The sequence below is a fragment of the Microbacterium sp. HMWF026 genome (genome assembly GCF_003061325.1).
GTDB classification, from domain to species: domain Bacteria; phylum Actinomycetota; class Actinomycetes; order Actinomycetales; family Microbacteriaceae; genus Microbacterium; species Microbacterium testaceum_E.
On the sequence record NZ_QAJB01000047.1, the window covers coordinates 1 to 24,927 of the forward strand.

The following is a 24,927-nucleotide window of genomic DNA, read 5'->3' on the forward strand; positions in this document are numbered from 1 at the left end:
CTTGGCGCGGCGGCGGTTGTTGGGCTGGAAGGTGCGCTTGCTCATGGGTCACTCCGGAGGTGGTGTCGCCCGATGCTCTTCTGCCGGGGACGGGGTCGGGACTGCCGTATAGGCATAAGTCAACCGACTAAGGCTACGTCGAGTCCGGCGTTAACTCAAACCGGGAAGACGACCGCCCATTATCCCCAGGCGTTGTCCACAAGCGTGGCAAAGACACGCGGCCAGGTCTTACAGTGGATTTTGCTCCGCGAGAGCCGCGAACTAGCGTGGCCCCGGAAGTTATCCACAGGTTCGACGCGACTTCGTCGATCTCCGTCGCGTCAAGATCCCGGAGGGGACATGTCTCTGTACGAAGTACCGGATGTCCCCGTCTGGTCGGCAGTGCTGGACCATCTTCTCACCGACGATCGCGTCACGCCCCAGCTGCACGGCTTCCTCAACCTCGCGGTGCCGCAGGGCGTCATGGGGGGCACGCTCTATCTCGACGTGCCCAACGACCTGACCGCCGCGCAGTTCAACAAGCGCATGCGCGCCTCGATCCTCGAAGCCCTCGCTCAGGTGCAGGGGAGCGACCCCGATGTGGGGACCTTCCGCGTCGTCGTGAACCCCGATCTGGTCGAGTCCCACCGCGACGCCTCGCCGGTCCCGGCTCCGAGCGTCGACCGGTCCGCCCCGGCCCCGATGCCCTCGAGCGCCACCGATCAGGTCCCCGAGCCCATCACCCCCGCCTCACGCAACGACACGCGCCTGAACCCGAAGTACACCTTCGACAACTTCGTCATCGGTCAGTCCAACCGTTTCGCCCACGCCGCGGCGGTCGCCGTGGCCGAGGCGCCGGCCAAGGCCTACAACCCGCTCTTCATCTACGGCGACTCGGGCTTGGGCAAGACGCACCTCCTGCACGCCATCGGCGACTACGCCGCGAGCATGTACGCCGGCATCCGCGTGCGCTACGTCTCGAGCGAGGAGTTCACGAACGACTTCATCAACTCGATCGCGAACAACCGCGGGTCCGCATTCCAGGCGCGGTATCGCGACGTCGACATCCTGCTCATCGACGACATCCAGTTCCTGCAGGGTCGTGCCGAGACGCAGGAAGCGTTCTTCCACACCTTCAACACGCTGCACGACCACGACAAGCAGGTCGTGATCACCAGCGACCTGCCGCCGAAGCAGCTCACCGGCTTTGAAGACCGGATGCGCAGCCGCTTCGAGTGGGGTCTCATCACCGACGTCCAGGCCCCCGACCTCGAGACGCGTATCGCGATCCTGCGCAAGAAGGCGCAGAGCGAGCGATTGCTCATCCCCGACGACGTGCTCGAATACATCGCCACGGTGGTGTCGTCGAACATTCGCGAACTCGAGGGCGCCCTCATCCGCGTCTCGGCCTTCGCCAGCCTGAACAGGTCGACGCTCGACATGTCACTGGCGCAGACGGTGCTGCGCGACATCATCGACCAGGACGACGCGAACGTCATCTCGCCGACCGACATCATTACGGCCACCGCGCAGTACTTCAAGCTGTCGGTCGACGATCTCTACGGCTCCAGCCGCTCGCAGGCCGTCGCGACCGCGAGACAGATCGCCATGTACCTGTGCCGGGAGCGCACCAGCCTGTCGCTGCCCAAGATCGGCCAGTTGTTCGGCAACCGCGATCACACGACGGTGATGTACGCCTACAAGAAGATCAGCGACCTCATGAAGGAGCGCCGATCGATCTTCAACCAGGTCTCCGAGATCACCAGCCAGCTCGGCCGCATGCGCTGAGCGCCTGCACGAACACAGGGCTCGTCCGCGATTCGCGGGCGAGCCCTTTTCCCGTTTTCTCGCGGGAAACGAGCCTGTGACGCGTCTCGCACGCGGTTTTGCGCAGGGTTCTACACAGTGTGGAAAACCTGTGGATAACTCCGATTTCCTGCGGATGACATGTGCACGGCGCTGTTAACTCTGTGGAGGAGCCGTCGAGTCACCGCCGTCGGCGCCGCCTTAAGTGCCCAGGCTCTCCGCAGCGCGTCCACAGTTAACAACCTCGGCTTCCCTGCTGTTAACAGGCGTGTCGCGAGTTATCCACACTCTCCACAGCTGTTAACAAGATGAAGATCCAAATTGATTGTTAAGAGAGATCCGATGACCTCGTGGTGCGTCGGCGTCCCGGCAGAGCCGGTCCGAGTGGGGCACTAGCATGGGTAAGCCATACCCGCCGTCAAGGGAGCACCCGTGAAGTTCCACGTCAATCGCGATGTGTTCAGCGAAGCCGTCTCGTTCGTGGTCAAGCTCCTGCCCCAGCGCAACCCGCAGCCGATCCTGGCCGGTGTGCTCATCGAGGCGGGCGAGCAGGGACTCACCCTGGCAGCGTTCGACTACGAGGCGTCCGCGCGCACGACCATCGAAGCCACGGTCGACGAGCCCGGCACAATCCTCGTCCACGGCCGACTGCTGAGCGACATCGCCAGCCGACTGCCGAACGCCCCGATCCAGATCGCCGTCGACGACGACGGCGGCATCCTGCTCACCTGCGGTTCCGCGCGCTTCACCCTGGCATCCATGCCCGTTCAGGAATACCCGGCTATCCCCGAGGTCACCGGCGAGTCCGGCCTGGTCCCGGCCGACGAGTTCGCGACCGCGATCGCCCAGGTGGCCTTCGCCGCCTCGCGCGACGATGTGACGCCGGTGCTCACGGGCGTGCAGCTCGAAGTGACCGGCACGCAGCTGAGCCTGGTCGCCACCGACCGCTACCGCGTGGCTCTGCGCGAGATCCCCTGGGACGGCGGGGCCGCGGCATCCGACGAGCCCACCTCGGCCCTGGTCCCCGCGCGCACCCTGCAAGAGGTCGGCAAGACGTTCGCGCACGGCGGCGACATCTCGATCGCGTTCTCTGGCTCGGGCGATCGCGAGATCATCGCCTTCTCCTCGGGCAACAAGACCGTCACCTCGCTGCTGATCAAGGGCAACTTCCCGCCGGTGCGGCGCCTCTTCCCCGCACAGACCGAGCACCACAGCGTGGTCAACACCGCCGAGCTCGCCGAGGCCGTCCGTCGCGTCGCCCTCGTGCTCGACCGTTCGGCTCCGCTGCGTTTCACCTTCGGTCCGGACGGGGTATCGATGGACGCCTCGGGAACCGAGCAGGCGCGCGCGACCGAGTCCGTGGATGCCACGCTGATCGGCGACGAGGTCACGCTGGGCCTGAACCCCCAGTACCTGCTCGAGTCCCTGGGCGCCGTGCGCAGCGAGTTCGCGCGCATCACGTTCACCTCGAGCGACAACGCCAACAAGCTCAGCCCCGTGCTGGTGACGCCGCAGACCTCGGTCGACAAGGGCGGCGAGGGCTCGTTCAAGTACCTGCTCCAGCCCAACCTGCTGCTGCGCTGAGCCGGCCGAGAAGCGGCCGTGTCGGAGGCTGCGGGTAGTCTGACTCGGTGATCGTGGAGCAGCTCGGACTGAAGGACTTCCGCAATTACGCGGAAGCCGATGTCACGCTCTCCGCCGGGGCGAACGTCTTCGTCGGCCGCAACGGACAAGGAAAGACGAACCTCGTCGAGGCCGTCGCCTACCTGGCCACCCTGGGTTCGCACCGTGTCTCGAGCGATGCTCCACTGGTGCGCGACGGCACGGATGCCGCGATCGTCCGCGCGCGCCTCGCTCACGGGGAGCGCAGCGTCCTGCTCGAACTGCAACTCAATCGGCAGGGTGCCAACAAGGCCCGCGTGAACGGTGTGAACGTCCGCACCACCGAGTTGCCGCGGTACGCGCAGGTGGTGCTGTTCGCCCCCGAAGACCTGCAGATCGTGCGCGGCGATCCGTCCTCGCGACGGCGTTTCGCCGATCAGCTGATCGTGCAGCGGATCCCGCGAATGGCCGCGGTGCTCGCCGACTACGATCGCGTGCTGCGTCAGCGCAGCGCTCTGCTCAAGTCCGCGCGGGCGCGCGGCGTGCGCGGTGACGCCCTCAGCACCCTCGACGTGTGGGACGACAAGCTCGTGACCCTCGGCACCGAGGTGATCGAGGCGCGGCTGGCGTTGGCATCCGATCTCTCCGAACCCGTCGCGCGCGCGTACGCGGCCATCGCCGGTGCCGACCACGACCCCCGTCTGTCGTGGGCTCTCTCAGTCGGTGGAGGCGATCCCGAAGAGGGCGAAGCGACCGATGGCGCCGGTTCCTCGGCGCCGCTGGCGGATCAGTTCCGTGCCGCGCTGGCCGCCCGGCGCTCCGCAGAGCTCGAGCGCGGTCTGACCCTGGTCGGCCCGCACCGCGACGACCTCATGCTCAAGGTCCGTGGTCTTCCTGTGAAGGGGTACGCGTCGCACGGCGAATCGTGGTCGGTCGCGTTGGCGCTCAGGCTGGCATCCGCAGAGCTGCTGCGGGCGGAGTCGCGTCTCGGCGACCCCGTCCTGATCCTCGACGACGTGTTCGCCGAGCTCGATGCGGGTCGGCGCGCGCGCCTGGCCGACCTCGCGGGCGGTTACGAGCAGGTGATCGTCACCTCGGCGGTCGAAGAGGATGTGCCCGAGGGGCTGCGCGCCCACGTCGTCCGCGTCGAGGCGGGGCGGATCTCGGGAGTCGGCGATGAGTGACGAGCCCGAACTCCCCGAGACGCTGTCGACGTACCTGCGACTGCGCGGCCTCGAACCGTCGCCGTATCGAAAGAAGAAGCGTCGTCGGCGCACGGACGACGGCGACAACGCCCCCTTCTCGCCCGGGCGCGACCCCCGGGGGCTGGGTGACGTGCTGTCGGCGCTGACGCGCTCGGCCGGCTGGGAGGCCCAGCTGTCGCGCGAGGATCTGGTGCGCACGTGGGACGAGGTGGCCGGAGCGGACACCGCCGCGCACACCCGTCCCGTGGCCCTGGATGCCGGCACCCTGACCGTCCAGGCCGACTCCACGGCGTGGGCCAAGCAGCTGCAGCTGATGCGCGCGCACATCCTGTCGGAGATCATCCGGCGCTTCCCCGAGGCGGGGGTCGAGGCGATCCGTTTCGTGGGGCCCGACGTCCCCTCGTGGAAATGGGGGCCCAGAGCCGTTCCAGGCCGCGGTCCGCGCGATACCTACGGCTGAGTCATGGTCGGTCACGGTTGGACGTGATTTATCCCCGCTCCGGGGCGTACACGCCGTGCGACGAGGCCTCGCACGATAGGATGGGATCTCCGACGAATCGATCTGGAGCGCGTTCACTCATGACGTCCGAGAACCCCGACACCGTTTCCGAGGAACCCGAAGCGAACACCCCCGCGAAGGTTCCCAACGAGTACGGGGCAGACGCCATCCAGGTGCTCGAGGGACTCGAGGCGGTCCGCAAGCGGCCCGGTATGTACATCGGCTCGACCGGTGAGCGCGGTCTGCACCACCTCGTCCAAGAGATCGTCGACAACTCCGTCGACGAAGCCCTCGCCGGCTACTGCGACACGATCGACGTCACCATCCTGAGCGACGGAGCGGTCCGCGTCATCGACAACGGTCGCGGCATCCCGGTCGACATGCACCGCACCGAGGGCAAGTCGACGGTCGAGGTCGTGCTGACGGTGCTGCACGCGGGTGGAAAGTTCGGCGGCGGCGGATACGCCGTTTCGGGCGGTCTGCACGGCGTCGGCTCGTCTGTCGTGAACGCGCTGTCGACGCGCCTCGAGGTCGAGGTGCAGCGCCAGGGTCACGTGTGGCGTCAGTCCTTCCGCACCGGGGGAGTACCCCTGGCCCCGCTCGAGAAGGGCGAAGAGAGCGACAAGACCGGAACGTCGATCACGTTCTGGCCGGATGCCACCATCTTCGACACCATCGACTTCGACTACGACACGCTGCGCACGCGCTTCCAGCAGATGGCGTTCCTCAACAAGGGACTGCGCATCAGCCTGCGGGACGAGCGACCCGACGCCGTCGTCACCGAGGGCGAGCCCGGCGAAGAGGTCACCGAGGCCCGGCACGATTCGTTCCTGTACGAGCGCGGCCTGGTCGACTACGTCGAGCACCTCAACCGCGTGCGCAAGGCCGACGTGGTCAACGAAGAGATCATCGAGGTCGAGTCCGAGGACACCGAGCGCAAGATCGCCCTCGAGCTGGCGATGCAGTGGACCACCGCGTACACCGAGAACGTCTTCACGTACGCCAACACGATCAACACGCACGAGGGCGGGACGCACGAAGAGGGCTTCCGTGCCGCGCTCACCACGCTCGTCAACCGGTACGCCCGCGCCAACAACCTCCTCAAGGAGAAGGACGACAACCTCACCGGCGACGACATCCGCGAGGGTCTGACCGCGGTGATCTCGGTCAAGCTGTCCGAGCCGCAGTTCGAGGGCCAGACGAAGACCAAGCTCGGCAACACCGAGGCCCGCGCCTACGTGCAGAAGGTCGTGGGCGACAAGCTGGGCGACTGGTTCGACCGCAACCCCGCGCAGGCCAAGAACATCATCCGCAAGGCGATCGACGCCGCCACCGCCCGTCTCGCCGCCCGCAAGGCCCGCGAGACCGCTCGTCGCAAGAGCGTCTTCGAGTCGGCGGCGATGCCCGACAAGCTCAAGGACTGCACGTCGAAGGACCCCTCGATCAGCGAGATCTTCCTCGTCGAGGGTGACTCGGCCGGCGGCTCGGCCGTCCAGGGCCGCGATCCGCACACCCAGGCGATCCTGGCCCTGCGCGGAAAGATCCTGAACGTCGAGCGTGCGCGCCTCGACCGCGCTCTCGGCAACAAAGAGGTCCAGGCGATGATCCAGGCCTTCGGCACGGGCATTGGCGAGGACTTCGACATGGCGAAGGCCCGGTACCACAAGATCGTGCTCATGGCCGATGCCGACGTCGACGGCCAGCACATCACGACGCTGCTGCTCACCCTGCTGTTCCGCTACATGCGCGGACTCATCGAGGCCGGCTTCGTCTACCTCGCGCAGCCTCCGCTCTACCGGCTCAAGTGGTCGAACCACCCCCACGAGTACGCCTACAGCGACCGGGAGCGCGACGCTCTCCTGGTCGACGGGCAGGCATCCGGCCGCCGTATCCCCAAGGACAACGGCATCCAGCGCTACAAGGGTCTGGGCGAGATGAACGACCACGAGCTGTGGGAGACCACCATGGATCCCCAGACCCGCACGCTCAAGCAGGTCACGATCGACGACGCGGCCGCGGCGGACGAGATCTTCTCGGTCCTGATGGGCGAGGACGTCGAGTCGCGCCGCAGCTTCATCCAGCGCAACGCCAAAGACGTCCGCTTCCTCGACATCTGACCCGGGGCGCCGACGCACGGCGCCGACCGATGACGCACGCACTACGGAACTGAGAACACATGGCTGACGACACCACGCCCGAACCCGAAGACGTCCGCGGCGAGCCGGTGCACGACCACGGCAAGATCGACCAGGTCGACCTGCAGCTCGAGATGCAGCGGAGCTACCTCGACTACGCGATGAGCGTCATCGTCGGGCGCGCCCTGCCCGACGTGCGCGACGGTCTCAAGCCCGTGCACCGCCGTGTGATCTACGGCATGTACGACGGCGGGTTCCGCCCCGACAAGTCGTTCTCGAAGTGCGCCCGCGTCGTCGGCGAGGTCATGGGTCATTACCACCCGCACGGCGACGCGCCCATCTACGACGCTCTCGTGCGTCTGGTGCAGCCGTGGTCGCTGCGTTACCCGCTGGCGCTGGGGCAGGGCAACTTCGGCTCGCCCGGCAACCAGGGTGCGGCCGCCCCCCGCTACACCGAGACCAAGATGGCTCCGCTCGCGCTCGAGATGGTGCGCGACATCGAAGAAGAGACCGTCGACTTCCAGGACAACTACGACGGCCAGACGCAGGAGCCGACGGTCCTGCCCTCGCGTTTCCCGAACCTGCTGGTCAACGGCTCTGTCGGCATCGCCGTCGGCATGGCGACCAACATCCCGCCGCACAACCTCCGCGAGGTGGCGGACGGCGCGCTGTGGGCTCTCGAGAACCCGGATGCCACGCGCGAGGAGCTGCTCGAGGCGCTCATGCAGCGCATCCCGGGTCCCGACTTCCCCACGCGCGCGCAGATCCTGGGCACACGCGGCATCAAGGACGCCTACCGCACCGGCCGTGGCTCCATCACGATGCGTGCCGTCGTCAACATCGAAGAGATCCAGGGCCGCACGTGCCTGGTGATCACCGAGCTGCCGTACCAGGTCAACCCCGACAACGTCGCAGTCAAGATCGGCGACCTCGCGCGCGAGGGCAAGATCACCGGCGTCGCCGACATCCGCGATGAGAGCTCGGGCCGTACCGGCCAGCGGCTGGTCGTCGTGCTCAAGCGCGACGCGGTCGCCAAGGTCGTGCTGAACAACCTGTACAAGCACACCCAGCTGCAAGAGAACTTCGGCGCCAACATGCTGGCGATCGTCGATGGCGTGCCCCGCACCCTGTCCCTCGACGGGTTCATCAGCCTGTGGATCGACCACCAGGTCGAGGTCATCGTCCGGCGCACGCGCTACCGCCTGCGCAAGGCCGAGGAGCGCATGCACATCCTGCGCGGATACCTCAAGGCGCTCGACGCGCTCGACGAGGTCATCGCGCTCATCCGTCGCTCGCCGACGGCCCAGGATGCCAACGAGGGCCTGCAGAAGCTGCTCGACATCGACGATGTGCAGGCGCAGGCGATCCTCGACATGCAGCTGCGTCGACTGGCCGCCCTCGAGCGCCAGAAGATCGTGGACGAGGCGACCGAGCTCGAAGCCCGCATCGCCGACTACAACGACATCCTCGCGACCCCCGGCCGTCAGCGGACGATCATCCGCGACGAACTGACCGCGATCGTCGACCGTTTCGGTGACGACCGCCGCACCGAGATCCTGCACGGGTTCGACGGCGACGTCTCGATCGAAGACCTCATCGCCGAAGAAGAGATGGTCGTCACCGTCACGCGCGACGGCTACATCAAGCGCACGCGCAGCGACAACTACCGTTCGCAGCACCGCGGCGGAAAGGGCGTCAAGGGGGCGCAGCTGCGCGCCGACGACGTCGTCGAGCACTTCTTCGTCACGACGACCCACCACTGGCTGCTCTTCTTCACGAACAAGGGTCGCGTGTACCGCTCGAAGGCCTACGAGGTCCCCGAGGCGGGGAGGGATGCCAAGGGGCAGCACGTCGCCAACCTGCTGGCGCTGCAGCCCGACGAAGAGATCGCCCAGATCCTCGACATCCGCGACTACCAGGTCGCGACCTACCTCGTGCTGGCCACGCGCGGCGGTCTGGTGAAGAAGACCCGCCTCGACGAGTACGACACCAACCGCCAGGGCGGTGTGATCGCCATCAAGCTGCGTGGTCAGGTGTCGGACGAGGGCGATGACGCCGAACAGGCCGGTGCCGACGAGCTCGTGAGCGCTCTGCTGGTCGACGAGGGGGACGACATCCTGCTCATCAGCCGCCTCGGTATGTCGCTGCGATTCTCGGCCACCGACAGTGCGCTGCGCCCGATGGGGCGCTCGACGTCGGGTGTGAAGGGCATGGACTTCCGCGAGGGCGACAGCCTGCTGTCGGCATCCGTCGCCAAGGACGACGAGTTCGTGTTCGTGGTCACCGAGGGCGGGTACGCCAAGCGCACCGCGGTGACCGAGTACCGCATGCAGAACCGCGGCGGTCTGGGTATCAAGGTGGCTCGTCTGACCGACGATCGCGGCGTCCTGGCGGGCGGAATGATGGTCTCCGAGACCGACGAGGTCCTTGTGGTTCTTGCCAGCGGCAAGGTGGTACGCTCCTCCGTGGCCGAGGTGCCCGCCAAGGGACGCGACACGATGGGTGTCGTTTTCGCCCGCGCAGGAGGCGACGACAAGATCATCGCGATCGCCCGCAACGCGGAACGCAACCTGGCCGAGACGACGGAGACGACCACGGAGCCCGCCGCAGACGATGCGGACGAGGCCACCGCCTCCACTCCCGAGACCCCCGAGGAAAGTACTGACGCATGAGCACGGTAGCCGACAAACTCGCCAAGAAGTCGACTCACAAGACCCCTGCCAAGCAGGTTCGTCTGCGCCTGGTCTACATCGACTTCTGGTCGGCGGTGAAGCTGTCGTTCCTGGTGGCGGTCGCCGTCGCGATCGTGACGGTGGTGTCGTACTTCCTCATCTACCTCGTCGTCTCGGCGACGCTGCTGACGAAGCTCGATGAGTTCTTCACCAGCTTCACCGACGGCGGCGCGACGCTGTCGCAGTACGTCGGGCTGCCGCAGGTCATGGCCTTCGCCGCGATCGTGGCGATCCTCAACCTGGTCGTCGTGACGGTGCTGGGTGCGGTCATGGCCGGCATCTACAACCTCGCGGTCAAGGTCACCGGCGGTTTGCTCGTCGGTTTCACCTCGAACTGACGCCGATTCGTCAAAACCTCGAGAGTCCGGTAAAGTCTTCGAGGTTGACATCACGTCAGCGAGACGGGGCTATAGCTCAGGCGGTTAGAGCGCTTCACTGATAATGAAGAGGTCCCAGGTTCAAGTCCTGGTAGCCCCACCCCTTCCCTCGCGGGGCCTTAGCTCAGCTGGTAGAGCGCCTGCTTTGCAAGCAGGATGTCAGGAGTTCGAATCTCCTAGGCTCCACAACCGCGACCAAGAGCCGGCCCTCGGGTCGGCTCTTTCGCGTTCTGCGCCTTCCCTCATCTCGAGCGGGTACGCAGGATCAGCACGGCTGCCATGTACATCGCGGCGCCGCAGACCGCCAGCACGGCGTCCATCCCCTCCACCGTCACAGCGAACGGGGGGAGGAACGCCAGCAGCCACGCGACGCCGATCAGCCAGGGACGCGGAGCAGCTCCCAGCCGGCCGAGCGCCTCGATGCGGGCGAGAGGGAGGGACAGTGCACCCAGGACGAGTGCGACCACCACGAGCAGGACCGGTCGGGTCGCCCACCACTCTCCGCTCGCGGGGACGGGCGCCGCTCCCGGGACCAGCAGGGCGAGCCCCGAGACGACGAGGATGACGGGCAGGTGCCACAGGTAGACCGTCATCAGGCGGGAACCCATCGCGAACACCACCGCTTGCGCTGCCCGCGTGCGCATGAGTCCGGCGAGGACGGGCCGCGCCACGCGCAGCAGACACGCCTGTGCGACACCGAGCAGCACGAGAGGCAGCGTGGGCGGGTTGAGATTGGCCAGCATGCTGGACGAGTAGGGGCCCCACGCGACGATGATCCCCAGCAGCAGGTATGCGGCGCCGGCGACCGCCAATAGGGCCGGAGTGCCGCGGCGGTCGAACCATCCGTCGCGGTACCAGAACCCCAGCTGCTGGATCAGCGGCCAGACGAACAGCATGTTCAGGTAGCCCAGCAGCTCGATTCCCGTCGAGAAGCGCAGCGCGTCGACCGCGATCGTGGCAGACAAGAGGATGCCGAGACTCAGCCGGGGAGCACGATCGTGCGCGGAGACGGCCACCGGCACCACCAGCTGGCACAGCAGATACGCCGCGAGGAACCACAGCGGCATCCCGATGCCGACGACGGCGGCGTCGATGAGAGAAGGGTCCACGCCTGCCGCGCGCCCGCCGAGGAGAACGGCGGCCACCACGCCGAACAGCGCAAGAGCGGGCTGCACGAGGCGCAGGGTGCGGGTGCGGACGAAACCCGCCGCGTCACCCCCGCGGGCCGTCCAGCTCGCCCATCCCGCGGCCGACGCGAAGCCGCCCACGACGAAGAACAGGGGCATGATCTGGCCGACCCAGGTGGCCGCGTCGAACCAGGACTGCGCCTCGGCGGGCCTGCTCGTGACGATCGCCCCATCCGGACCGCGGCCGACTCCCACCTGCAGCAGGTGCACCACGACGACCAGGAACACCGCTGCCACCCGGGCGAGATCGAGAGTCGGATCGCGGCGCGACAGGTCGGGGCCGGCCGCGGGGGAGACGTGGGTGCTCATGGGTCCATGGTGGCGTGTTCCGGAGACGTCGTCCGGCGATTCGCCGAGCGGCGGATGCGGGTCGCTAGAGTCTGGTCATGGACATGCGGGTCGCCGCGTACGCCGTCATCACCGATGACGACGACCGCGTGCTGCTCGCCCACTGGGTGGACGGCCGACGCGCGGCCTGGACGCTGCCGGGCGGCGGTCTCGAGGCCGGCGAGGATCCCGTGCACGCCGTCCGGCGCGAGGTACGCGAAGAGACCGGGTTCCGGGTCGCGGTGGGCGAGCTGCTCGGCATCCATTCCCGGGTCATCCCGGCCGAGGCGCGGCTGGCCGAGGGCGCGAGCGGACCCTTGCACGCGCTGCGCATCGTCTACCGCGCCCGGGTGGTCGGGGGACGGCTGCGCTATGAGACGGACGGGTCGACCGACCGTGCGGAGTGGTTCGCGATGGCAGCCACCCGACGACTGCGCCGGGTCCAGCTCGTCGACATCGCGTTCCGCATGGCGGGACTCGCGCGAAGCTGAGGGCGTCAGGCCCGACCGACGGTGATGTCGGCCACGACGGCGTCGTACGCGGCGATGAGGTCGTCGGCATCCACGAAGAGGCTGTATCCGTGCGCTCCGGCACCCATCGCGATGCGCGTGCCCGCGATGCGCTCGTCGGCGTACACGGGCCAGTCGGTCGTGCTGCCGATCGGCACGATCGTGCCGCGCTCGTACCCCGTGGCGGCGAGAGCGAGCTCGGGTTCGGGCAGGCGCAGTTTGTTTACTCCCACCACGGCTCGCAGTTTGGGCCACGAGATCGCGCGATCGCCCGGTACGAGCGCGAAGAGGTAGGTGTCGTCCGAGCGCTTGACCACGAGCGTCTTCACGATCGACGCGGACGGGATGCCGAGCAGCTCGGCGGCCTCGTCGAGGCTCGAGGCGGCCGGACGCTCGCGCACATCGACCGAGAGGCCGCGCTCACGCGCGGCCTCTCGGACTCTTATGGTGGGATCGCTCACGCGTCCGGTGCGCGCAGCGGGTCGTCCGCCACCCACAGCTCATCGTCGGCGCGCAGCGTCTGCCAGGCGGCGTACGCGACACCGGCGGCGGCGACTACCCCCAGGATGATGGCGATGACACCACCGGCTCCGATGCCGTCGTGCTGCGAGGGGAGCTTCTTGCTCAGGCGCTTGGTGGCCTGCTTGCCGTACTTCTCGGCACGCTTGGCGTACTTGTGGGTGTCGAGCTCGAAACCGCGGCCCTTGGCCAGACGGTCACGGGTGTCGCCCGCGGCATCCCACACCGACATCGCTCCGCCGACCACGGCGCCCGCGGCGGGGACGACCTTGTGGTTGAGGAAGCGGTTGGTGCCCTTCACGCCCTTGTCCACGTACGGCGCGGCGTACTTGCTGTAGCCGTCCTGAACGGCGGGGACGAGATCTTCGCGGCTGAAGCGACCGAGCTGGTGGCCTGCTTCGCGAGCGACCTTCCCGCTCTCGCCCAGCAGCACCTGCTGCGACTCCCACACCTTGGCGGCGTGCTTCTGGAGCTTGCGCAGTTCCTTCTTGCTCTTGCGGCTGAGGCCCACGGCTCATCCTCCCTGTCGATGGGATGTACGTTGCCCTCATCTTGCCAGAACGGGCCGCCGGCGCCGCCGACCCTTGCAGATAACTCTGAGAGAATGTACCCATGGCCAACCACACCGCCGTCGCGACCCTGCACACCAACCACGGCGACATCGTCGTCAACCTGTTCGGCGACCACGCGCCGCGTACCGTCCGCAACTTCATCGGTCTGTCCGATGGAACGCAGGAGTGGACGAACCCGGCAACGGGCGCCAAGGGTGAAGGTCCCCTGTACACGGACGTGATCTTCCACCGCATCATCCCGAACTTCATGATCCAGGGCGGCGACCCGCTCGGTCAGGGCATCGGCGGACCCGGCTACAACTTCAACGACGAGATCCACCCCGAGCTCGACTTCACGGCTCCGTACAAGCTCGCCATGGCGAACGCCGGCCTGCGTCGTAACGCCATCACGGGTCAGGCCGAGGGCACCAACGGCTCGCAGTTCTTCATCACCACCGACCCCACCCCCTGGCTGCAGGGCAAGCACACCATCTTCGGCGAGGTCGCCGACGACGCGTCGAAGGCCGTCGTCGACAAGATCGCCTCGGTTCCCACCGCCGCCGGCGACCGTCCGATCGAGCCCGTCGTGCTCCAGTCGGTCGACGTCGTCTCGGTCTGACCCTCCGGACGGCGGCGGGTGTCTTCCACCGAGGAGTTCCGTCGCAACAGCGACAACTTCTGCTACCGGCATCCTGACCGGCAGAGCTTCGTGCTGTGCCAGCGGTGCATGCGTACCGTGTGCTCGGAATGCCGGACCCCCGCCGCCGTCGGCGTCATCTGCCCGGAGTGCATGGCCGAGCAGCGCGCCACGCAGACGCCCGCGCAGAAGAAGGCCGAGCGCCGCTGGGCGTCGCGCCCGATGGCGATCGTCTCGAGCGACCGGCCCCGGATGACGCTCGGCATCATCGCCGTGACCGGGCTTGTCTACATCATCGGCCTGATCCCGGGGTTGGGCCCGGTGCTCAGTAGCCTGTTCGCGTTGAACAGTCTCTTCCTGCTGCCGCAGGCGGGCGTCATCCAGCCCTGGCGTCTCGTCACCGTCGCCCTCGTGCACGACGGGTTCTTCCACGTCGGACTCAACATGCTGGCGCTGTGGTTCATCGGTCGCAGTCTCGAACCGCTGCTGGGGCGCTGGCGCTTCCTCGCGCTGTACGTGATCGGCGCGGTCGGCGGCTCGGTCGCCGTGGCTCTTCTCGCGCCCGGCGTGTGGACGGTCGGTGCGTCCGGGGCGATCTTCGCGCTCTTCGGGGCGCTGCTCGTGATCGGTCGCCACATCGGCGCGGACATTCGCGTCATCGGCATCCTGATCGCGATCAACTTCGCCTGGCCGTTCGTGCTCGCCGCATTCAACGCCATCGGGTCGGGCAACTTCGCCGCGTCTCTCGCGGCCGTGGGCATCTCGTGGCAGGCGCACTTGGGCGGTCTGCTCACCGGCGCCGTGATCGGACTGATCTACTCGCGCACACGGGCCGCGTCGCAACGCAGCCTGCAGACCGGACTCATGATCGCGTTCACGGTGGTCCTGCTGGCGCTCCTGGCCGTGCCGGCGATCGCGTACTTCTGACGGTTATCCACAGCCCCGTCCACAGGTGGGGATGAATTACACGCGTGTAAGTCAGCGCCACCGTGTGGTCATGAGGAAGCCGACGAAGGCGATGCCGAAGCCGATGACGAGGTTCCACGCACCGATGCCGGGGATCGGGAACTGCGAGCCGCTGAGGTAGAACACCAGCACCCACACCAGGCCGACCAGCATGAGGCCGATCATGATGGGCAGGAACCACACCGGGTTGGGAGCTGCGTTTGCGTCGTTGCGCTCGGCGATCGGGTCTTCGCCTTTGCCAGTTCGAGCCATGCCGCACAGTCTAATGCTCAGGCGCCCGCGAACCCACGGAACTAGACTCTGCCCGTGCAGTCCGACACGCAGCCGCAGACCCGTCGAGGTCGCCGCCCCGCTCCCGCGCCGCGTCGCCGCATCTCGATCGTCGGCATCATCGGCGACCTGCTCGTCACCGCCGGCGTGCTCGTGCTGCTGTTCGTGGTGTGGCAGCTGTGGATCGGCGACGCGATCATCGGCGCCCAGTTCAAGGACGAGGGCAAGAGCCTGAGCGAGTCGTGGGCGGCCGACCCGCTCCCACCGGCACCCACGGCCGGCACTGCGACGGCCGCACCCGCGCAGCCCACGTCTCCGCCGACGGCCGATCCCCCCGCTCTGCCGCAGCCCGGCGATGCCGAGCGCTTCGGCGTCGTCCACATCCCCCGCTTCGGCGCGGACTACCAGTTCCCGCTCGCGGGCGGCGTGAGCTCGGCCCGCACCCTCGACCCGATCGGGCTGGGCCATTACCCCGACACCGCCATGCCCGGTCAGGTGGGCAACTTCGCCATCGCCGGCCACCGCGGCAGTCACGGTGCGCCGTTCGCCGACCTTCCGTCGCTGCACGTCGGCGACGCGGTCGTCGTCGAGACGCAGGACGGCTGGTACACGTACCGCTACCGCAACCTCGAGTACGTCCGCCCCGACGGCGTGAACGTGCTGCTGCCCCTGCCGCAGCAGCCCGAGATCGAGGCGACCGACCGCATCATCACCATGACGACCTGCAGCCCGCGCTACGGCTTCTCGGAGCGCGCGATCGCCTACGGCGTGTTCGAGTCCTACACCCCGCGGACCGAGGCCGGTCCCCCCACGTCCCTCACCTCTGGAGCAGCCTGATGTACGGAGCCCTCTGGCGCATCCTCCCCGGTCCGTGGTGGGTGCGTCTGCTGATCGTCCTGGTGCTGCTGGCCGCGGTGCTCTACGGACTGTTCTTCTACGTCTTCCCCTGGGTGAGCGACCTGGTCTACCCGTCGGAGGTCACGGTCGAGTGACCGCATGGCGCGTCGCGGTCGTCGACAACCGCGACAGCTTCGTCCACACCCTCGCCGGCTACCTGCGCGACCTGGGAGCCGACACGGTGATGGTGTCGGCGGACGACCCCACGGTGCCCGACCGGGTCGTCGCCGAGGCCGACGCGGTGCTCGTCTCACCGGGCCCCGGGCACCCCGACGAGGCGGGCGAGTCCGTCCGCGTGGTGCGACGGGCTTTCGACGAGGGGATGCCGCTGCTCGGCGTCTGCCTGGGGCATCAGGCGATCGCGACCGCGTTCGGCGCGCGCGTCGACCACGCCCCCGAGCTGCTGCACGGCATCACGAGTGTCATCCGCCACGGCGGGGACGGGGTGTTCCGCGACCTGCCCGACGGCTTCGTCGCCACGCGCTACCACTCCCTGTCGGTCGTTGTCGAGACGCTCCCGCCCGAGCTCGAGGTCACGGCCCGGACCGACGGCGGTGTGGTGATGGGCCTGCGGCACCGGCGCGCGCCGATCCAGGGTGTTCAGTTCCACCCCGAGAGCGTGCTGACCGAGGGCGGTCACGCCCTCTTGGGCCGCTGGTTGCAGGATGCCGGCCTACCCGGCGCGGCCGCGCGCGGAGCACGGCTGCACCCGCGGGGGTTCAGCTCCCCGAGCACACCGTCAGGGTGATCTCGCTGTGCACGGGCACCTCGCCCGGCGCGAGCGACTGGGTGATGACCGTGCGCTGCGCGGCGGCACGGCATCCGGGATCCTCCTGCGTCCGCACGGTCAGCTGCTTCTCGTCGGACTGGAGCTCTCGCTCGGCGGCCTCGAGCGTGTAGCCCGTGTAGTCGACGATGACGACCTGGCCGCTCGCGACGACGAGGTTGACTGTGGTGCCCTTGGCGACGTCGCTGCCGGCCTCGAGCGTCGATGAGATGACGGTGCCGGCGGCCAGGGCCGGGTCGTCCTGGCGGCGGATCGAACCGAGCGAGAGTCCCGCCGTCTCGATCGCGGTGCGCGCCTCGCTCTCGGTGATCCCCTCGAGAGTGGGGACCTTCGCCGTGTCGGGCCCGGTCGAGACGTAGACGGTGACCTTCTGCCCGGCGGCGACGCTGGTACCCGCGGCGGGGACGGTGTCGACGACGTTGCCGGCCGCGATCTTCTCGTCGGACTCGTTGACGCGACTCGCGGTCAGCTGCTCGGCCTCGAGGGTCTCGACCGCCCGCTCGTACGACATGTCGACGACGTTCGGAACGGCGAGGGATGCCGTGGGCACATCGTTGGTCGGCTGGAACTGCATGACCCAGACGAACACCGCGACGAGCAGCACCGCGAGGACGCTGACGCCTCCCCAGATCCAGGCGACCGGCGGACCGGGCTGCGTGCGCCGCATGGTGGTGTCGGTGCTGAGCTGCCGCAGCGAACGCGCGGTCTCGGCGGCCTGACGGGGATTCGGACCGTAGAGCTCGTTCGACAGCGCCGACATCTGCCGCTTGGTCGGTGCCTTGCCGTCGATGGTCTCGTCGAGCGCCTCGCGGAAGCTCGCGGCATCCTGCGGGCGCTGGAACGGGTCCTTCGCGAGGGCGCGGAGGACGATGGCATCCAGGGCGCGCGGGATCTTCTCGTCGATCTCGCTCGGCGGCACGGGCGCTTCGCTGACGTGCTGGTAGGCGACGGCGACGGGGGTGTCTCCGCGGAAGGGCGTGCGGCCCGTGAGCAACTCGTAGAGCACGACGCCGGCGGAGTACAGGTCGGCGCGCGCGTCGACCGATTCTCCCTTGGCCTGCTCGGGCGAGAAGTAGGCCGCGGTCCCCACGATGGCCGTGGTCTCGGCCACGGTGGACGAGGAGTCGGACACCGCGCGGGCGATACCGAAGTCCATGACCTTCACCCGGCCGCCGTCGGTGATCATGACGTTCCCGGGCTTGATGTCGCGGTGCACGACCCCCGCCCGGTGCGAGTACTCCAGAGCCTCGAGGATGCCGTCGACATAGCGCAGCGCGTCGTCCGTGGGCACGGGGCCCTCGGCGATCACGTCCTTGAGCAGGCGGCCGTGGACGAGCTCCATGACGATGTACGGCACGGGTCGTTCGACGCCGTCACTGCCCGTCTCGGCGTCCTCGCCCGCGTCGAACACGCGCACGATCGTGGGGTGCGCCATGCGCGACGCCGCCTGCGCCTCGAGGCGGAAGCGCGTGCGGAAGGCCGCATCGCCGGCGAGGTCGCTCTTGAGGATCTTGATCGCGACGGTGCGCCCGAGCGTCTCGTCGTAGCCGCGGTAGACGCTCGCCATGCCGCCGCGACCGATGAGGTCGTCGACACGGTAGCGCCCCGAGAGGACGCGCGTCTCAGTGGTCACGAGAAGAACTCCTGGCGTAGAGGTGGATCAGGGACGGACGGGGGTGGCGGCGCCGTTGCCCGTCGCCGACGGCGAGGGCGTGTTGCCACCGGAGATCGTCGCCGACGCCTCGCCCGAGGGGCCGGCCTGGCGATCGCCCGTGCCCGAGCAGCTGACGGTGTACGTCACACGCAGGGTCTGGCCCGCCGCGTTGCTCACCTTGAGCTGCGCGTTGCGGGCGTCGGGGGCGAACGCCGCGGTCGACTGACCATTGGTGTCGAAGGTGCCGTTGGTCGCCGTGAAGTTGTACGACGTGACCTGACCGGTTCCGGACGGGCACGTGTACTGCTGCCACGACACCTGGACGTCGCTGCCGGCCGAGACCGAGGCACCTGGAAGGGTGGGCGTACCGGGGGTGGGCAGTTCGGTCTGGTCGGCGTAGGTCGTGACCGTGATGGTCGTACCCTCGTCGACGCGCCCCGTGGGGTTGACGTCGTAGATGAGGCCGACGTCGTTCGCCGAGGTCGCGGCGTTTCCGACGCGGCAGTCCGCGACGAGGTTGTTCTCGTCGAGGATCGCCCGCGCTTCGTCGCAGGTCTTGCCCTGCAGGCCGAGCGAGCCGACCTCGACGCGCTGCGACGTCTGCGTGGGCGTCGGCGATGGGGAGGACGGAGCGACGCTGGGCGTCGTCGCCGTCGGCGAGGCGCTGGTCGGCGCGGCATCCGGCTCGTCCTGGTTGCCGAGCAGCGTGAAGAGCGTGCCTCCCAGCACGAGCGCGAGCAGGACGATCAGCGCGATGAGCGGCCACGTCCAGGGGCTGCGCTTCTTCTTCTGCGGAGCCGGGTCCTCTTCGGTGTGCTCCTCGGTGAGGAGCGAGGTCGCGGCGGCCGCGGGCATGAGCCGCGTCGTCGCCGAGGTCTGACCCGCGGTGAGCAGCTGCGTGGCGTCGTCGACGGCAGCGGCTCCGGCCGCGACGGCGGGCACCGCGGCGGCTGCGGCCGCGAGGTCACCGCGGCGCAGCGCCGTGGCCGCGCGCGAGACGGCCGCCGACGAGGCGGGGCGGTCCTCGGGCTTCTTGGCGATCATCGCCATCACGAGGTTCTGCACCGGAACGGCGACCGTCGGCGGCAGCGGGGCGGGCTGCTCATTGATCTGCGCCATCGCGATGGCGACCTGCGATTCGCCCGTGAACGGGCGCTTGCCGGCCAGGCTCTCGTACGCGACGATGCCGAGCGAGTAGGTGTCGGTCGCGGGCGAGGCGGGGTGACCGGACGCCTGTTCGGGCGAGAGGTACTGCACGGTGCCCATGACCTGTCCGGTCGCGGTGAGCGGCACCTGGTCGGCGATGCGGGCGATGCCGAAGTCGGTGATCTTGACCCGACCGTCGGGGGTGATCAGCAGGTTGCCCGGCTTGATGTCGCGGTGCACGAGACCCGCGGCGTGAGCCGCCTGCAGGGCCGCGGCGGTCTGCGCGACGATGTCGAGCGTCTTGTCGGTCGACAGCGAGCCGTCGCGCTCGAGGATGGTCGACAGGGCCTCGCCGGGCACGAGCTCCATGACGAGGAAGGCGCTGCCGTCCTCTTCGCCGTAGTCGAACACGCTCGCGATGCCCTCGTGGTTGACGAGCGCGGCGTGACGGGCCTCGGCGCGGAAGCGCTCGAGGAAGCCCGGGTCGCCCATGTACTCGTCTTTGAGGATCTTGATCGCGACGGTACGTCCGATGACGTGGTCGGTCGCTTCCCAGACCTCGCCCATCCCGCCGATCGCGATCCGCGAATCCAGCTCGTAGCGTCCTCCGAAGGTCACACCCTGCGTCGGTCTCATTTGCTCAGCACCGCCTCCATGACCTTCTTCGCTATCGGGGCGGCGATCTCGTTGCCGCTCCCGTTCTGCCCCCGGCCTCCGCCGTTTTCGACGACCACGGCGACGGCGACCCGGGGGTCGTCCGCCGGTGCGAAGCCGGTGAACCAGAGAGTGTAGGGACGGGAATCGTTCTCCGCGGTGCCGGTCTTACCCGCCACTCGGACCCCGTCTATTGTTGCATTCGATGCCGCGCCGTCCTGGACGTTCGCCGTCATCATCGACACCATCTGCGCGGCGATGTCGGGCTCGAGAGCGCGACCGAACTCGCTGTCGGCGCCCTGGTCGGTGACCGACAGATCGGTGCCGATCACCCGGTCGACCATGCGCGGGTTCATCACCACGCCGCCGTTGGCGATACCGGCCGAGACCATCGCCATCTGCAGGGGGGTCGCGCGCACATCGCCCTGTCCGAAGCCGCTCAGCGCGGTCTGCGGAGCGTTGGGCGAGGCGGGGTAGGTGGATGCCGTGGACTGCAGCGGCATGGTGAAGGTGGCGTTGAAGCCGTACTTCTCGGCCTCGGCGCGGATCGCGTCGTCGCCGAGCTCGACCGCCAGCTCGGCGAAGGGGATGTTGCAGCTCAGACGCAGGGCCGTCGCGATGGTGACGGTCTCGCCCTCGCCGCACGCGCCGCCGCCGGCGTTGCTGACGACGTTCGTCGACTGCGGGAGTGTGTACGCCGCGAGGTTGGGGAACGCCGAGTCGGGCGTGTAGCGACCCGAGGCGAGCGCCGCCGACGCGACGACCAGCTTGAAGGTCGACCCGGGCGGGTTGAGATCGCCCGCGATGGCGCGGTTGTCGAGGGGCTTCGACGAATCCGCGACGAGCTGGTCGTACGCGGCGTCGACGCTCGCGGTGTCGTGCGAGGCGAGGGCGTTCGTGTCGAAACTGGGCTTGGAGACCATCGCCAGGATGCGCCCGGTCGACGGCTCGATCGCGACGACCGCACCCTGCAGGTCGCCCAGGGCGTCCCACGCGGCCTTCTGCACGGTGGCGTCGACCGACAGTTCGACGTTCGAGCCGCGCGGGGCCTGACCGGTGATGGCGCGGTCGATGCGCGAGAAGAACTGGTTGGAGTCCTGGCCGCTGAGCACGCTGTTCTCGGCCTGCTCGATGGCGGTGCGCGAGTCGAGCACGGGGTTCATGTAGCCGGTCACGGGCGCCCACATCGCGGCATCCGTGTACTGCCGCTGCCAGCTGTACACGTCGTCGGACGGGACGGACTGCGCGATGGGCGTGCCGCTGGCGATGATGGATCCGCGCTGCACCTCGTACGAGTCGTAGAGCGCGCGGGTGTTGCCCGAGGTGTTGGTCAGGGCGTTGGCCTGGACCACCTGGATGATGCTCGTCGAGGCGAACAGCGCCAGGAACATCGCCAGCATGACGATGCTGAGGCGTCGGAGCTCTCTGGTCACGGTGCCTCCTCGCGGATCGGGGTGACGGCGGGTGCGGTCGGGCGGGTCATCAGCCGATCACCACCCGGGGGCGGCTGCGCACGGCATCCGAGATTCTGAGCAGGAAGGCCACGATGATCCAGTTCGCGATCAGCGACGAGCCACCGGCGGCCAGGAACGGGGTGGTCAGACCGGTGAGCGGGATGACGCGGGTCACACCACCCACCATGATGAACACCTGCAGGGCGATCGTGAACGAGAAGCCGGTCGCGAGCAGCTTGCCGAAGTCGTCCTGCCCTGCCAGGCCCACGCGGATCCCGCGGCTGGTGAAGACCATGTACAGCGCGAGGATCGCGAAGAGGCCGACCAGGCCGAGCTCTTCTCCGAGGCTGGGCACGATGTAGTCGCTCTGCGACAGGGGCGTGATGTACGGCCGGCCCTGGCCGAGACCCGTGCCGAACAGACCGCCGTGCGACAGGCCGAAGATGCCCTGCACCAGCTGGTAGCTGCCGCCGTCGCGGTCGATCACCTCGGGGTCGAAGGCGTTGAGCCAGTTGGCGAAACGCCCGTTGACGTACGGAAGGAACCGGGATGCCAGGAACGCACCGCTCGCCACCAGCACCAGGCCGATCAGCACCCAGCTGGTCTTGCCGGTCGCGACGTAGAGCATCGCGACGAACATGCCGAAGATGAGCAGGCCCGTGCCGAGGTCGCGCTGCAGCACGATGATGCCCAGCGAGACGAGCCAGATGATCAGCACCGGACCGAGCTCGCGCGCACGCGGCCACGTCATGAAGAGGAAGCGCGTCCCGGTCGAGGTGAGGCTCTCACGCGTGCGGACCAGGTAGCCGGCGAAGAAGATGGCCAGGCAGATCTTGGCCAGCTCACCGGGCTGGAACGACACGAACCCCAGCGACACCCACACGTCGGCGTTCTGGTCGGTCCCCAGACCCGGCACGAACGGCAGCAGGAGCAGCAGGATGCCGACCAGGCCGAACAGGTACGTGTAGCGGAACAGCACGCGGTAGTTGCGGACGAAGATCAGCACGGCCAGGGCCGCGACCATCGCGATCGCCGCCCAGGCGATCTGGCGGTGGCCGGTGGCATCCCACCCCGTCGACTGCTCGGCCAGGTCGATGCGGTAGATCATCGCGATGCCCAGACCCGTGAGGACGGTGGCGATCGGGAGGACGAAGGGGTCGGCGTCGCGCGCGCGCAGGCGCAGCACCACGTGCGTGATCAGCGCGAGGACCGCCGGCACAGCCGCCAGCGTGAGGAAGCCGGTCTCGACCGCTCCCGTCGCACCGAGCTGCACGAGGACGACCGCGCCCGCGTAGACGGCGATCGCGAAGACGAGCAGGCCCAGCTCGCGGTTGCGCTGCTTCGCGGGAATGCGGATCTTCTTGAGCGCGCGCATGACGGCCGTGTCGGTGGACACGGCATCCGAGGATCGGGTCAGCTTCTGGTCGGTCATCCGCTTCCCTCCGCCGTGGGCCGCAGCCGATCGACGATCTGCTCGGCGTCGCTGAGCGAGCGCGCCGAGATGGTGGCTTCGACCGTCTGACGGTCGAAGGCCGACAGGTCGGCGAGCACGATGTCGGTGTCCTCGTAGACGTTCGACAGCGAGATCGGACCGATGGACTGCTGGATGCCGCGGTAGATCACGACCGAGTCGTCGTCAGCGCCGACGTAGTACCGCGTCTGGGTCCAGTTGTAGCCGGCGAACAGGCCCGCTCCGATGCCGATCAGCACGACCAGCAGCGCGGCGAGCCAGCCGAAGCGTCGGCGGCGGGCGCGTCGGCGGTCCTCTTCGATGAGCTCCTCGAGGAACTCGGCGGCGGGCTCGAAGTGCGTGGGCTCGTTCGCGACCTGGCGCGCGTGGTGCAACCAGTTGGATCGACCGGGGCGTGCGGCGGGAACGACGACGCCGCTCGGGTTGGACGCCGATCCGACGATCGTGGGGGTGCCGATGAACACGGGATGCTGGCCGCCCACATCGACCAGGACGACGGTGACGTTGTCGGGGGCACCGCCGTCGAGCGCCTGCTTGAGCAGGGCATCGGCGGTGCGGGCCGGGGGCATGCCCAGGGCGAGGGTCTTGGCGGTGTGGTCGTCGTCGACGACGCCCGAGAGGCCGTCGGAGCACAGCAGCCAGCGGTCGCCGTCCTGCGTCGGCATGATGAAGCTGTCGACCTCGGGGTCGGGATCCATGTCGCCGAGCACGCGCATGAGCACCGAGCGGCGGGGGTGATACCGCGCCTCTTCGGGGGTGATGCGACCGGAGTCGACCAGACGCTGGACGAACGTGTGATCGGCCGTGATCTGCGTCAGCGTGTCGTCGCGGTACAGGTAGATGCGCGAGTCGCCGATGTGGCCGATGACGGCGTAGTCGTCGACCATCACCAGCGCGCTGACCGTTGTGCCCATGCCCGCGAGCTCGGGGCGGCGCGCGACGGTGTCGATCAGCTCGGCGGCCGTGTCGGCCAGGGCGTCGCGGATGGCGTGCTCGGCCTGGGCCGGCGTGCCGAACGGCTGGTCGAGGTCGGTGAGCCGGCCGATCGCCAGGCTCGAGGCGACGTCACCGCCGGCGTGACCGCCCATGCCGTCGGCGACCACGAAGAGATTGGACCCGGCGTAGCCGGAGTCCTGGTTGTTGGAGCGCACCTTGCCCGTATGGGAGATGGCGGCGCTCGAGCCCTGGAAGACCATGGAGGAGGGTTACTTCCTCAGCTCGAACGTCGTCGCGCCGACCTTGATGGGTGCACCCACCTTCACCTGCACCGGGGCCGCGACACGGACGCCGTCGTGCGAGGTGCCGTTGGTGGAGTCGAGGTCCTGCAGCATCCACTGGTCTCCCCACAGCACGAGACGGGCGTGGTGGCTGGAGGTGTAGTCGTCGCGGATGACCAGTCCCGACTCGCTCGAGCGCCCGATCGTGAGCGGCTCGGTGCCGAGCGGGAGCTCGAGGCCCGCCTTGGGGCCGCTGGTGATGACGATGCGCGACACGGCCGACGTCGTGGCGAGACCGCCCACGGGGGCGGGGGCGGGAGCGGCGGGACGCTTGACCTGCGTGGTG

Annotated in this window: 23 protein-coding genes and 2 tRNA genes; 15 read left to right on the forward strand and 10 right to left on the reverse strand. The window is 68.5% G+C overall.

What is annotated here, in order from left to right; genetic code table 11:
- Positions 1 to 339: 339 nt before the first annotated feature.
- The 9 genes from dnaA (at position 340) to DBR36_RS02145 (ending at position 10,521) form a co-directional block, all read left to right on the forward strand.
- Positions 340 to 1,767 carry a chromosomal replication initiator protein DnaA gene (dnaA, locus tag DBR36_RS02105; protein ID WP_108317366.1) on the forward strand — a complete coding sequence of 476 codons (1,428 nt, stop codon included), beginning with the start codon at positions 340 to 342 and terminating at the stop codon, positions 1,765 to 1,767.
- Positions 1,768 to 2,217: 450 nt separating this feature from the next.
- A complete protein-coding gene (gene dnaN, locus DBR36_RS02110; RefSeq protein WP_108317367.1) occupies positions 2,218 to 3,369 on the forward strand; it encodes a DNA polymerase III subunit beta in 1,152 nt (383 codons plus the stop codon).
- A 47-nt stretch (positions 3,370 to 3,416) separates the two neighbouring features.
- The gene (gene recF, locus DBR36_RS02115) at positions 3,417 to 4,571 is read left to right on the forward strand and encodes a DNA replication/repair protein RecF (RefSeq protein ID WP_108317368.1); all 1,155 of its coding nucleotides are present in this window, start codon (positions 3,417 to 3,419) and stop codon (positions 4,569 to 4,571) included.
- Positions 4,564 to 5,052 (forward strand): DUF721 domain-containing protein, encoded by a 489-nt coding sequence (locus DBR36_RS02120; protein ID WP_108317369.1) that lies wholly within the window; start codon positions 4,564 to 4,566, stop codon positions 5,050 to 5,052. Before recF ends, DBR36_RS02120 begins: the two co-directional genes overlap by 8 nt.
- Positions 5,053 to 5,171: 119 nt before the next feature.
- Complete coding sequence (gene gyrB / locus DBR36_RS02125; RefSeq protein ID WP_108317370.1) at positions 5,172 to 7,208, forward strand: DNA topoisomerase (ATP-hydrolyzing) subunit B; 2,037 nt, start codon at positions 5,172 to 5,174, stop codon at positions 7,206 to 7,208.
- A gap of 59 nt (positions 7,209 to 7,267) precedes the next feature.
- A complete protein-coding gene (gyrA, locus tag DBR36_RS02130; RefSeq protein ID WP_108317371.1) occupies positions 7,268 to 9,898 on the forward strand; it encodes a DNA gyrase subunit A in 2,631 nt (876 codons plus the stop codon).
- Positions 9,895 to 10,296: a DUF3566 domain-containing protein gene (locus DBR36_RS02135; protein ID WP_108317372.1), complete on the forward strand. Its 402-nt coding sequence runs from the start codon at positions 9,895 to 9,897 to the stop codon at positions 10,294 to 10,296. Before gyrA ends, DBR36_RS02135 begins: the two co-directional genes overlap by 4 nt.
- 65 nt (positions 10,297 to 10,361) lie before the next feature.
- Positions 10,362 to 10,435 (forward strand) — tRNA-Ile (locus tag DBR36_RS02140).
- Between the two features lie 13 nt (positions 10,436 to 10,448).
- Positions 10,449 to 10,521: transfer RNA gene (locus DBR36_RS02145), tRNA-Ala, on the forward strand.
- A 56-nt stretch (positions 10,522 to 10,577) separates the two neighbouring features.
- On the opposite strand, the gene DBR36_RS02150 is transcribed toward DBR36_RS02145, so the two are convergent.
- A complete protein-coding gene (locus DBR36_RS02150) occupies positions 10,578 to 11,831 on the reverse strand; it encodes an acyltransferase (protein ID WP_108317373.1) in 1,254 nt (417 codons plus the stop codon).
- Between the two features lie 77 nt (positions 11,832 to 11,908).
- On the opposite strand from DBR36_RS02150, the gene DBR36_RS02155 reads away from it, so the two are divergent.
- Positions 11,909 to 12,340, forward strand: coding sequence for an NUDIX hydrolase (locus tag DBR36_RS02155; RefSeq protein ID WP_108317374.1), 432 nt, complete (start codon positions 11,909 to 11,911; stop codon positions 12,338 to 12,340).
- A gap of 5 nt (positions 12,341 to 12,345) precedes the next feature.
- On the opposite strand, the gene DBR36_RS02160 is transcribed toward DBR36_RS02155, so the two are convergent.
- The gene (locus DBR36_RS02160; protein WP_108317386.1) at positions 12,346 to 12,819 is read right to left on the reverse strand and encodes an aminoacyl-tRNA deacylase; all 474 of its coding nucleotides are present in this window, start codon (positions 12,817 to 12,819) and stop codon (positions 12,346 to 12,348) included.
- The gene (locus DBR36_RS02165; protein WP_108317375.1) at positions 12,816 to 13,388 is read right to left on the reverse strand and encodes a DNA helicase; all 573 of its coding nucleotides are present in this window, start codon (positions 13,386 to 13,388) and stop codon (positions 12,816 to 12,818) included. The genes DBR36_RS02160 and DBR36_RS02165 overlap by 4 nt, the downstream gene beginning before the upstream one ends.
- A 101-nt stretch (positions 13,389 to 13,489) precedes the next feature.
- Between DBR36_RS02165 and DBR36_RS02170 the strand changes: the two genes are divergently transcribed.
- Positions 13,490 to 14,047 carry a peptidylprolyl isomerase gene (locus DBR36_RS02170; RefSeq protein WP_108317376.1) on the forward strand — a complete coding sequence of 186 codons (558 nt, stop codon included), beginning with the start codon at positions 13,490 to 13,492 and terminating at the stop codon, positions 14,045 to 14,047.
- Positions 14,048 to 14,065: 18 nt separating this feature from the next.
- Complete coding sequence (locus tag DBR36_RS02175) at positions 14,066 to 14,992, forward strand: rhomboid family intramembrane serine protease (protein ID WP_258222514.1); 927 nt, start codon at positions 14,066 to 14,068, stop codon at positions 14,990 to 14,992.
- Positions 14,993 to 15,043: 51 nt separating this feature from the next.
- Here the strand turns inward: DBR36_RS02175 and DBR36_RS02180 are convergent, their stop codons facing one another.
- Positions 15,044 to 15,283 (reverse strand): cell division protein CrgA, encoded by a 240-nt coding sequence (locus DBR36_RS02180; RefSeq protein ID WP_108317377.1) that lies wholly within the window; start codon positions 15,281 to 15,283, stop codon positions 15,044 to 15,046.
- Between the two features lie 54 nt (positions 15,284 to 15,337).
- Between DBR36_RS02180 and DBR36_RS02185 the strand changes: the two genes are divergently transcribed.
- Genes DBR36_RS02185 through DBR36_RS02190 form a run of 3 tightly spaced genes read left to right on the forward strand, consistent with a single transcriptional unit; the run spans position 15,338 to position 16,946 of the window.
- Positions 15,338 to 16,138: a class E sortase gene (locus DBR36_RS02185; RefSeq protein ID WP_108317378.1), complete on the forward strand. Its 801-nt coding sequence runs from the start codon at positions 15,338 to 15,340 to the stop codon at positions 16,136 to 16,138.
- A complete protein-coding gene (locus tag DBR36_RS17490) occupies positions 16,138 to 16,293 on the forward strand; it encodes a hypothetical protein (protein ID WP_181373441.1) in 156 nt (51 codons plus the stop codon). Before DBR36_RS02185 ends, DBR36_RS17490 begins: the two co-directional genes overlap by 1 nt.
- Positions 16,290 to 16,946: an aminodeoxychorismate/anthranilate synthase component II gene (locus DBR36_RS02190; protein ID WP_108317379.1), complete on the forward strand. Its 657-nt coding sequence runs from the start codon at positions 16,290 to 16,292 to the stop codon at positions 16,944 to 16,946. Before DBR36_RS17490 ends, DBR36_RS02190 begins: the two co-directional genes overlap by 4 nt.
- Here DBR36_RS02190 and pknB read toward each other — a convergent pair.
- The 6 genes from pknB to DBR36_RS02220 form a co-directional block, all read right to left on the reverse strand.
- Positions 16,918 to 18,618 carry a Stk1 family PASTA domain-containing Ser/Thr kinase gene (pknB, locus tag DBR36_RS02195; RefSeq protein WP_108317380.1) on the reverse strand — a complete coding sequence of 567 codons (1,701 nt, stop codon included), beginning with the start codon at positions 18,616 to 18,618 and terminating at the stop codon, positions 16,918 to 16,920. The two genes, DBR36_RS02190 and pknB, sit on opposite strands and share 29 nt — an antisense overlap.
- Positions 18,619 to 18,645: 27 nt before the next feature.
- Positions 18,646 to 20,421, reverse strand: coding sequence for a serine/threonine-protein kinase (locus DBR36_RS02200; protein ID WP_108317381.1), 1,776 nt, complete (start codon positions 20,419 to 20,421; stop codon positions 18,646 to 18,648).
- Positions 20,418 to 21,872: a penicillin-binding protein 2 gene (locus tag DBR36_RS02205; RefSeq protein WP_108317382.1), complete on the reverse strand. Its 1,455-nt coding sequence runs from the start codon at positions 21,870 to 21,872 to the stop codon at positions 20,418 to 20,420. The genes DBR36_RS02200 and DBR36_RS02205 overlap by 4 nt, the downstream gene beginning before the upstream one ends.
- A 49-nt stretch (positions 21,873 to 21,921) precedes the next feature.
- Positions 21,922 to 23,325, reverse strand: a complete 1,404-nt coding sequence (locus DBR36_RS02210) for an FtsW/RodA/SpoVE family cell cycle protein (RefSeq protein WP_108317383.1) — start codon at positions 23,323 to 23,325, stop codon at positions 21,922 to 21,924.
- A complete protein-coding gene (locus tag DBR36_RS02215; RefSeq protein ID WP_108317384.1) occupies positions 23,322 to 24,560 on the reverse strand; it encodes a PP2C family serine/threonine-protein phosphatase in 1,239 nt (412 codons plus the stop codon). The genes DBR36_RS02210 and DBR36_RS02215 overlap by 4 nt, the downstream gene beginning before the upstream one ends.
- A 9-nt stretch (positions 24,561 to 24,569) precedes the next feature.
- The coding region (locus tag DBR36_RS02220; protein WP_108317385.1) for an FHA domain-containing protein at positions 24,570 to 24,927 on the reverse strand (358 nt) is incomplete at its 5' end.

Excerpts from the sequence above, each read along its gene's own strand:
- dnaA (WP_108317366.1), top strand. The coding sequence starts at position 340 with ATGTCTCTGTACGAAGTACCGGATGTCCCCGTCTGGTCGGCAGTGCTG.
- DBR36_RS02120 (WP_108317369.1), top strand. The coding sequence starts at position 4,564 with ATGAGTGACGAGCCCGAACTCCCCGAGACGCTGTCGACGTACCTGCGA.
- gyrB (WP_108317370.1), top strand. The coding sequence starts at position 5,172 with ATGACGTCCGAGAACCCCGACACCGTTTCCGAGGAACCCGAAGCGAAC.
- gyrA (WP_108317371.1), top strand. The coding sequence starts at position 7,268 with ATGGCTGACGACACCACGCCCGAACCCGAAGACGTCCGCGGCGAGCCG.
- DBR36_RS02135 (WP_108317372.1), top strand. The coding sequence starts at position 9,895 with ATGAGCACGGTAGCCGACAAACTCGCCAAGAAGTCGACTCACAAGACC.
- DBR36_RS02150 (WP_108317373.1), bottom strand. The coding sequence starts at position 11,831 with ATGAGCACCCACGTCTCCCCCGCGGCCGGCCCCGACCTGTCGCGCCGC.
- DBR36_RS02155 (WP_108317374.1), top strand. The coding sequence starts at position 11,909 with ATGGACATGCGGGTCGCCGCGTACGCCGTCATCACCGATGACGACGAC.
- DBR36_RS02170 (WP_108317376.1), top strand. The coding sequence starts at position 13,490 with ATGGCCAACCACACCGCCGTCGCGACCCTGCACACCAACCACGGCGAC.
- DBR36_RS02180 (WP_108317377.1), bottom strand. The coding sequence starts at position 15,283 with ATGGCTCGAACTGGCAAAGGCGAAGACCCGATCGCCGAGCGCAACGAC.
- DBR36_RS17490 (WP_181373441.1), top strand. The coding sequence starts at position 16,138 with ATGTACGGAGCCCTCTGGCGCATCCTCCCCGGTCCGTGGTGGGTGCGT.
- DBR36_RS02200 (WP_108317381.1), bottom strand. The coding sequence starts at position 20,421 with ATGAGACCGACGCAGGGTGTGACCTTCGGAGGACGCTACGAGCTGGAT.
- DBR36_RS02210 (WP_108317383.1), bottom strand. The coding sequence starts at position 23,325 with ATGACCGACCAGAAGCTGACCCGATCCTCGGATGCCGTGTCCACCGAC.
- DBR36_RS02215 (WP_108317384.1), bottom strand. The coding sequence starts at position 24,560 with ATGGTCTTCCAGGGCTCGAGCGCCGCCATCTCCCATACGGGCAAGGTG.